Source organism: Streptomyces sp. 8L, from assembly GCF_020176795.1.
Taxonomy (GTDB): domain Bacteria; phylum Actinomycetota; class Actinomycetes; order Streptomycetales; family Streptomycetaceae; genus Streptomyces.
Genome location: NZ_JAIUKE010000589.1, coordinates 1 through 6,138, shown reverse-complemented (window position 1 = coordinate 6,138; position 6,138 = coordinate 1). Strand labels below are relative to the sequence as shown.

The 6,138-nt window shown below is 68.6% G+C and carries 4 protein-coding genes; all 4 read left to right on the top strand.

Going from position 1 to position 6,138, the window contains the following annotated elements; genetic code table 11:
• The coding region (locus LCE31_RS35100; RefSeq protein ID WP_225021793.1) for a DUF2637 domain-containing protein at window positions 1–1,450 on the top strand (1,450 nt) is incomplete at its 5' end.
• 14 nt (window positions 1,451–1,464) lie between these two features.
• Complete coding sequence (locus LCE31_RS35095; RefSeq protein ID WP_225021792.1) at window positions 1,465–1,611, top strand: hypothetical protein; 147 nt, start codon at window positions 1,465–1,467, stop codon at window positions 1,609–1,611.
• 265 nt (window positions 1,612–1,876) lie between these two features.
• Window positions 1,877–3,724, top strand: a complete 1,848-nt coding sequence (locus LCE31_RS35090) for a hypothetical protein (protein WP_225021790.1) — start codon at window positions 1,877–1,879, stop codon at window positions 3,722–3,724.
• 18 nt (window positions 3,725–3,742) lie between these two features.
• On the top strand, window positions 3,743–5,917 hold the full coding sequence (locus tag LCE31_RS35085) for a hypothetical protein (RefSeq protein WP_225021787.1): 2,175 nt from the start codon (window positions 3,743–3,745) through the stop codon (window positions 5,915–5,917).
• Window positions 5,918–6,138 lie beyond the last annotated feature (221 nt).

Genomic DNA, 6,138 nt, shown 5'->3' with positions numbered 1-6,138 from the left:
CACCAACCCCGAGACCCCCCAGACGCCCGAGCCCGAAGACCGGCGCACCCGCCGCATGCGCGCCAACCGCAGCGAGAAGCGCACCGACCGACACCACCAGGTCGAGCTGAGGGCCCGCGAGCGCAAGCTCAAGCAGCAGGAAGAGTTCGACCGCAAGGAACAGCGCCGCGCCGACAAGGCCGCCGCCCGCGCCGACCGCAAGACCCGCCGCGCCGAACGCCTCGCCGCCCACGCCGACAAGACCGCACGCCTCCGCCTCCTCGCCGCTGCCGTCGGCCGACGCTTCATGGTCGCCGGCCCGATCCTCGCCCCCATGGCCGTCGCCTGGTCCAGCCAGACCAGCTACGCCGAAACCGCCTTCGGCTGGCCCCTCGTCTTCGCGATCGGCTTTGCCGCCGCGTGGGAACTCTCCACGACCTTCGCCGGCTGGATGTACCACCAGGCCCGCAAGAACGGCGACCGCGGAATCGAGTACCGACTCCTCACATGGGTGTTCGCCCTCGGCGCCGCGGCCATGAACTACGCCCACCACTGCGGACCGCACGGCGCGCCCACCCAGGCCGCGATCGCTTTCTCCGCGATGAGCGTCACCGGCATGGTCCTGTGGGAGTCCTACGCCCGCCTCGTCCACCGCCAGTACCTCCGCGACCACGGACTCGTTCCCAAGGCCCGGCCGCGGCTCGGCACGGTCCGCTGGGTCCGCTACCCGGTCCACGCCTGGACCGCGTGGTCCCTCACCATCCGGTCCGCGGACCACGACACTGCCGACAAGGCGTGGACCGCCGCGGACCGCTACCTGACGGACCGAGCGGACCGACGGACTGCGGACCGCCGGGTACGCAAGGCGGACCGTGACGCGGTCCGGTCCGGCCTCGCGGTCCACCGTCTCGTCATCCCCCGCATCCGGACCGCGGACCACGGACCGTCCTCCATCCCGGAGGTCTGCATCACTCTGGACCGGACCGGACCGGCGGACCGCACCGCCCTGGCGGACCGGGAGCAGTACGCGGTGCACGGACCGGACCGGACCGCCCCCGCGATCGAAGCGGCACCGGCAGACCGTGCACAGCGGACCGTCCCCACGGTCCACGAGGACCGGACCGGACCGGCCACGGACCGCACCCCCAACGGTCCGGACCGTGCCGCCCGGGACGCGGACCGGACCGCCGGACCGGTACAGCGGACCGCCACGGACCACACGACCGGACCGGACCGGACCGCAATCACGGACGGACCGACCAGCGGACCGGACCACGTGGACCGGACCGACGACGGCTTCGCCCTCACGGACCTCGAGCAGCGGGCCATCAACCACCTCCGGTCCACGGACCGGTCCATCAGCAAGCGGTCCATCAGCGAGGTGGTCCGCAAAGAGCTCGGCGGGTCTATCGCCTCGGACCGCGCCGTCGAGATCGCCCGCCACTTCCGGACCCTCCGGTCCGCCGCCTGAGAGAGGAGACCGCCATGGACACCACGACCCTGAAGGACACGCAGGCCAACCTCGACATGCGCCAGGTCCAGGAAGAGCTCGCCAAGGCCCTGGCCTACATCGAGCGCCTTCCGTCCCAGTACCGGCGCGACGGCTCCGACCTCGTCATCACGCAGCACTGACCACCCACCCAGACCTCTTTGAAAGGAAGTGCAGGAGGTGAGCGCAGAGACGACTTTCTCCCTCGACCCGACCGCCACGTCGGACACTCTCAGTGACACTGCGGCCGGCGGGGCGGGGCGAGGCGGAAGCGAAAACAGCGCCCAGGGGCCCCTCGTGGTCGTTCAGCAGGGCCGATCGGCCCCCCCGCCCCGCCCCGCCCCGCGCACATCACCGGGCAATGCGGATAGATCACTCCGAAACGGATACGCGGCGATCTCACACAGCGTGAGCGGCGAGACGGCCGCGATCGGGATCGGATTCCTCCTCGGAGGGCCCGTCGGGGCCGTCATCGGAGGCGTCACCGCGCCTGCCCTCGTCGCCGCGTCCATGTGGCGTAGTAGGCGCCGCGAGGACGACGAGAACGCCAACACGAACGGCGCCGGCACCACGAACTCGGGCCGCGACTCCGGCCAGCGTGACCGCCGAAACGGCGGCGGATCAGGTAGCGGCAACGGTTCGGGCGGTGGTCAGCACCGCTCACCGAATGGCAAGGACCACGGGGCCGGGACAGGCCAGCACTACAAGAAGCCCAAGGTGAAGGACCCCGTCGCCGACAAGCTCAACAAGCTCGGTAAGGGACTCACCGACAAGATCAAGAACAAGGACAGGCGCGACAAGGACCCGAAGAACGGCAAGCACCACGGGCCCGACAAGAACTCCAGCGACCGCAAGGCCGGAGACGGCGACAAAACGAAGGACGGGAAGGGCCGCAGCTGGCTGAAGGACCGGGGCCCGCAGCCCGACAGTCCCAAGCCGTGGGCCGGCCGGGGCGACAAGCCCAGCAAGGACAAGAAGAAGGGCAACAAGGGAGACGCCTCGTCGACGACGGCCCGCGACGGCCTCGAGCCCATCAAGCCGAAGGGCGGCCGTGGCTCCGACGATGAGATCGTCGATGCGGAAATCGTCGACGACGGCATCGACCCGAAGGCACGCAAGACCAATGAGCGGATCGCCCTCGTCCGGGCCAAGCGCGAGAAGAAGCGCCGCCAGGCCGCGCTCGCCGCCGGCCGTGAAGCCGCCCAGAAAGCGGCACGCGACGGCGACGCCGGCGACCCGCACAAGGTGAAGCTCGAGGTGATCCGGAAGGCCAACCACCGCATCGACCACGAGCTGAACAAAGAGGACCAGCTGCTCGTCCTCACCGCAGCAGCCGAAAAACCGAGGAGCACCCCCGTGAACTACCCCGCGATCCAGGCCGTCCCGACCGGCACCCGCACCCCCGGCACGGCCATCGCCCGGCAGATCGACTTCCGAGGCACCACGGCTTTCGTGATCCTCCGCGCCATGGCCGACCAGCTCGCCTACGGCCTCCACAGCGACGAAGACGCCGACATGGCCGACCACATCGTCGAACTGACCGGCATCCCGAACATGTGCCGGAACCTGTCGATCGCCGTCCAGGAAGCAGGCCGGGCCCTCGCACGCACCGCGCCCCTCCACCCCTCGGTGATCAGGCATCTGAACAATGCCGCCGTCGCAGCCCGCACCGCCGGCGTCATCTCCGAAAACATCATGGTCGTCTTCGTCCAGGCTCACCGCGAAGACATCATCCGCGTCCTCGACCCGCGCATCGGCGAGGAGCGGTGGAACATTCGCAACGCCCCCGGAACCCTCGACGCCGCGAAGCTCCGCGCGGCGATCGCCTCCGCCCACACGGCACGCCTCGCCCTGCCCGCCGGCGCCTCCACGGGCGGCAGCAAACTCGTCCCCGCCTCCGACGGCAGCACACGCAAGCTGATCAACCTCATGAAGGACTTCAAGCGCGGCCACATGGTCGTCGTCCTATCCGAGGTAGCAGGCTCCGCCGCCGGAGTCGACGCCGTCGCCGACTCGATCAACAAGCTCTACCGGCGCATGACGAAGACCTGGCCCACCGAAGGCATCGTCGACGAAGCCGTCAACCGCACCGCCGGGCAGGTACGCCGCGTCTCTACCGAACTGACCAAGGCCATCAAGGCCGCCCAGAAGGCACACCAGCGGGAACTGCGCCTCAACGAAAAGGGCCGCGCAGGCAAGGGCGCCCGAGCCGAACGCAAGTGGGACGTCGTAGGCCGCCCCGGAACGTCCGAGTAACCACGAGAGGAGATGAACATGACCAGCACAGAACTGCCGGTGACGCTCACCGACAAGCCGAAGCGATGGGACTTCTCACGAGATGCCGTCACGCACGGACGCCTCATCTCATGGGGCAGCGAACTCGCTGTCGCCTCCACCCTCGTCGCACCCCTCGCTAACATCCCCTGGCAGGCCGGTGCAGGCGCCGGAGTCCTGTGCACGGGCGCCGCCGTCATGTACGAGAAGGCCCGCGGCTCGTGGCGCCGCGTCCTGGTCTCCCGAGCCGCGTCCTGGCTCGCAACGACCGGATGGCTGTCCTACACCCTCGCCGAAGGGCCCACGCTCCTGAAGATGGCCTTCGGCGGCGCCGTGTGGGCGACCGGAGCAGCCGTCAACATCGGCATGGACCACTGGGGAGAGGACACGAAGGCCGCCGAAGCCGAACTCGACCGGCGCCTCAACCAGGGCGAGAAGATCAAGCACGCCCAGGATGCGTGGGCCCGCCTCCTCGAGGAGGTCTGCGGTATCGAAGGCGCCATCGCCGACCCCCTCGTCGACAGGTGGCGCAGCGGCGCCGGAGAAACCGTCAAGATCACCCTGCCCGCCCACATGAACATCGACGCGCTCCGCGGCTACGAAGCCGCCCTCGCCGGCGCACTCCACCTACCCAAGGGCGGCGGCGTGTCCTTCAACGCAGGCGGCCCCGACGTGCCCCGCAACGTCGTCTACATCGCCATCACCCGCAAGAACATGATGAGCGGCGCCATCCCCTACCCGAAGCTCACCCCGACCACGATCAACAAGCCCGTCGGCTTCGGCGTCATCGGCAACGGAGACGAAGCAGGACTCAACCTCAAGGACGAAGGGTTCATCGCGATCGGCGCGCAGGGCTCCGGCAAGACCGCCCTGATGAAGACCCTCGGCCTCGGCCTGGTCCGCTGCGTCGACGCCATCGTCATCGACCTCGACACGTCCGCGAAGATGAGCGCCGTCTTCGTGAACCCCTACCTGCGATACGGCATCGGCCGGCCCCTCATCGACTGGCCCGCCACGACCGAAGACGAGTGCCGCCTCGTCATCCAGGCCGCGAAGGCAGCGATCGCCGCCCGCAAGACCGAGTACGCCGACCTCCTCGAGGACGAAGACGTCGACAACCTCCCGGCCCGCCCGGACATCCCCGCCATCCACATCCGCGTCGACGAGACCAAGAGCATGCCCGACGACGTCCTCGAAGGCATCGACTTCATCATCGAAGAGGGCCGCAGCGTCAACGTCCGCGTCAGCAACACCGGCCTGCGGGCGACCCGCGAATACATCACCGGCACGATGGACGAACTCACCCCGGGCCGTATCGGCCTGCGTACGAACAACTCGTCCGAACTTCAGATGCTGTTCCCCGACGCCGGCGCACCCGACATGGCGATCTTCACCGACCCCGGCACCGTGGCGTACATGTCGACGACGAAGGGACCATTCCAGCCCACCCCCGCGAAGGCCTACGCCACCATGGCCGAAGCGTTCGACCCGAACAGCGACGACTACCAGCGGATGCAGTCCCTGTTCATGGACGCCGCCCGCGAGCTGTCCCCGATCCGACCCGACATGGACGAAGTCACCGCACGAGCCATGGGCCTCGCCTGGACCCAGCGCTGGGCTCGCATCATCCCCAACCTCCGTGGCGACGCCTACGGCAACGTCACCTCCGACCGCATGCACGAGTCCGTGTGGGAGCTTTACAGCTCCTGGGAAACCCCCGCCCCCTATGCCCTGCTCCTCGGACGCCTCACCGACGAAGACGGCGACACCATCACCCCGCCCTCCTCCGGGAAGGCCGCCGACATCCCCCGCCTCACCGCGGACCTGTTCGACGAAGACGAACTCGAGCGCGCCGCGCAGCAGGAAGCCACCATCGAACTCGCCAAGTCACAGCCTCGCCCCAAGCCGAATGACGACCTCGCCGTCGAACTCTTCGCAGCGCAGGGACGCCCCGTCAAGCCGTCCGAGGTGTACCCGCTCATGGTCAGGGCCGGCTACGACAAGTCGGACCGAACCTTCCGGGATCTGTGCGCCAAGCTCGGTCTGCAAAACAAGCTCGTCAAGGGCGATGATGGAACCTACGCGGCAATCGAGTGCGGTGAGGTTCCCCATGCCGGAAGAGTTCCCGGACCTGAAGATGACCCCGATGGACGAGGCGATGCTCCACATGAGTGAGCTGATCTCCAGTCTCAAGAAGACCGGACTCAGCGAGAGTTCAGCCGTGCGCTTCGCGGCCATCTACTTCGCCGAACAGTCGAACACCGAACCGGACATCGACTGACTGAACTACGCGACCAGGAACGCCCCCGGGTCGTACCCGGGGGCGTTTTGCGTCCCGACCCACCGACCCGCATCGCCAGGAGACCCGCCGTGACCGCCATCGAGCCCTTTCGCCC

Excerpts from the sequence above, each read along its gene's own strand:
- LCE31_RS35085 (WP_225021787.1), top strand. The coding sequence starts at position 3,743 with ATGACCAGCACAGAACTGCCGGTGACGCTCACCGACAAGCCGAAGCGA.
- LCE31_RS35095 (WP_225021792.1), top strand. The coding sequence starts at position 1,465 with ATGGACACCACGACCCTGAAGGACACGCAGGCCAACCTCGACATGCGC.